This is a genomic window from Robertmurraya kyonggiensis (assembly GCF_005116465.1).
Classification (GTDB): Bacteria; Bacillota; Bacilli; order Bacillales; family Cytobacillaceae; genus Robertmurraya; species Robertmurraya kyonggiensis.
Genome location: NZ_SWBM01000025.1, coordinates 1 through 2,422, shown reverse-complemented (window position 1 = coordinate 2,422; position 2,422 = coordinate 1). Strand labels below are relative to the sequence as shown.

Annotated in this window: 3 protein-coding genes and 1 pseudogene; 3 read left to right on the top strand and 1 reads right to left on the bottom strand. The window is 39.1% G+C overall.

Features of this window, described 5'->3' with window-relative positions; genetic code table 11:
• Positions 1 to 87 precede the first annotated feature (87 nt).
• From FA727_RS25570 to FA727_RS25560, 3 genes and pseudogenes are all read left to right on the top strand, one after another.
• Positions 88 to 966: a reverse transcriptase-like protein gene (locus tag FA727_RS25570; protein ID WP_158318964.1), complete on the top strand. Its 879-nt coding sequence runs from the start codon at positions 88 to 90 to the stop codon at positions 964 to 966.
• Between the two features lie 96 nt (positions 967 to 1,062).
• Positions 1,063 to 1,680, top strand: coding sequence for an integrase catalytic domain-containing protein (locus FA727_RS25565; protein WP_136833897.1), 618 nt, complete (start codon positions 1,063 to 1,065; stop codon positions 1,678 to 1,680).
• 27 nt (positions 1,681 to 1,707) lie between these two features.
• Positions 1,708 to 1,917, top strand: a pseudogene (locus FA727_RS25560) (hypothetical protein); the annotation flags it as partial.
• A 182-nt stretch (positions 1,918 to 2,099) separates the two neighbouring features.
• On the opposite strand, the gene FA727_RS25555 reads toward FA727_RS25560, so the two are convergent.
• Positions 2,100 to 2,422, bottom strand: a 323-nt coding sequence (locus tag FA727_RS25555) for a coiled-coil domain-containing protein (RefSeq protein WP_206663859.1), incomplete at its 5' end; no start/stop codon positions are given.

Genomic DNA, 2,422 nt, shown 5'->3' with positions numbered 1-2,422 from the left:
ACCAAGCTCAGACATTATTTGCTAACGGCTGAATGCATCATTGTTAGTAAAGATGATGTTATAAAGTACATGATGTGATTGCCGATTTTGAGTGGTAGAATCGGAAAGTGGATTTTGGCCCTATCGGAGTTTGAATTACGCTTTGAGTCGTCAAAGGCAGTCAAAGGGCAGGTACTTGCCAATTTTGTCACTCATCATTGTGGTCCAGAGATTCATTTGGTGGAACTTACCCCATGGACTTTGTTTTTTGATGGATCTTCTTGTGGAGCTGGCTCTGGAATCGGAATTGTATTGATTTCGCCTCGTGGGGCAAGCTTTGAATTCTCTTTTCGGATTGACAAAGAAGCCACTAATAATCAAGCAGAATATCGGGCTGTTCTTAAAGGTGTCAAACTACTCAAAGAGATCAAGGCCGATGCTATTGAAATATTCGGAGATTCTCTATTGGTAGTAAAGCAATTGATGGGTGAATATGAATGCAATGATGATATTTTGAGAATATATCATGATGAATGTCTCCAGTTGTTAAAAGAATTCAGGCTTGTTAAGATTGAGCATATTCCCAAATGTCATAATGGGGAGGCTAACCGATTGGCTCAAGGAGCGTCTGGTTATCATCCGATCAGAGAAATATCAAGTCTGGAGATCGAAGAATCCAATTGGAGAAAAGGGATTTATGAATATTTGAAAGATTCATCGAAGAAAGTTGAAAGAAAGATAAGGATTCAGGCAGTGAAGTATGTTATACTTGAAGATGATCTTTATTATCGGACGATTGATGGAGTTTTACTCAAATGTGTTGGATCTGAGGAAGCTAACGTATTAATGGGAGAAATCCATGAAGGAGTATGTGGAGCACATCAATCGGCCTTCAAGATGAAATGGATGATCAGGAGGAATGGATATTTTTGGCCTACAATTCTTGAAGATTGTTTCAAATATTACAAGGGATGTCAGGACTGTTAGCGATTTGGGAATGTTCAAAGGGCTCCTGCGTCTGCTATGAATCCGATTTTAAAGCCTTGGCCTTTTCGAGGATGGGGCATTGATTTAATCAGATAGATTAACCCTGCGTCAAGTAAAGGACTCAAGTTTGTGTTAGTGGCGACTGATTATTTTACTAAATGGGTTGAAGCAATTCCTTTGAAGATTGTGTCATCGGCTAATATGGTGGATTTTGTTAGAGAGCATATTATCTATCGGTTTGGTATTCCTCAAACAATTACAACCGATCAGGGAACTATGTTTACTTCAGGAGAATTTGCAGAGTTTGCTGAAAGCATGGGGATTAAAATATTGAATTCTTCTCCTTATTATGCTCAGGCTAATGGTCAAGCAGAGGCCTCCAATAAAAGCGTGATCAAGTTGATAAAAAGAAAGATTGATGTGTTTCCCAGAAGATGGCATACTGTGCTACATGAAGCGTTATGGTCATATCGGATGGCTTGTCACGGTGCAATTAAAATGTCACCTTATCAATTGATTTATGGACATGAAGCTGTATTACCTTGGGAGTTGAAAATCGGCTCTAGACGTGTTGAATTTCAAAATGAGATAATAGCCGATGAGTATTCCATTATCATGAAAGATGAGTTGGAAGATTTAACTCAGTATCGTTTGAAAGCCATTGAAAATTTAGAGGCTAATAAGGAGCGTATCGCCAGATGGTATAACAAGTAAGTTCAATTTAAGGAATTTTCTAAAGGAGAATTGGTATTGAAACTAATTTTGCCGATTGGGTCTAAAGATTCTAAATTCGGTAAATGGTCTCCGACTTGGGAAGGTCCGTATCGGATAAATCGGTGTGCTCCAGGTAATGCATATATATTGGAGACTTTAGAAGGAGAGGAGTTTCCTCGAGCTTTGAATGGAAAATATTTGAAAAAATATTATCCCAGTATTTGGGTTGATGCATGAGCCGATTTTTGGAGAATCGGAAAATATCATAGCCGATACAAAGTATCGCCTCTAGCAGAAAAATAAGTGAAAATAATGTACTACATATTTAGGGATACATGGCCGATGCGTTATGCATCGCCCTTAGGGCAAAAAAAATATAAAAAATTGCAAGGGTGTCACGGATTTCTAAAGAAGAGTTTTTATAACGACCCAAGGAAATCTTGGATCGCTTTGATCGCACGCAGGCGAATAGCATCTACATCGGAAATGGCTTTCTGATCTTCCTCAGCTAAACCCTCAATCGACTTCAAGTTTTGCTTCAACTGATCAACCTTTTGAATAAGGACTTGCTTATTTTGTTCAAACGTTGTCAGTGCCCCTGGAATTTGCTGCAGATTGGCTTCTACAGTCTCCAGCTCCGCATCGATCTTGGCTATAGCTTGCATATGGGCTTCGCGTTGAGACTCCAAATCGGACTTGGTTTTCTCTAGAGCTTCCTGGGTTTGCTTCATTTGTCCAATTT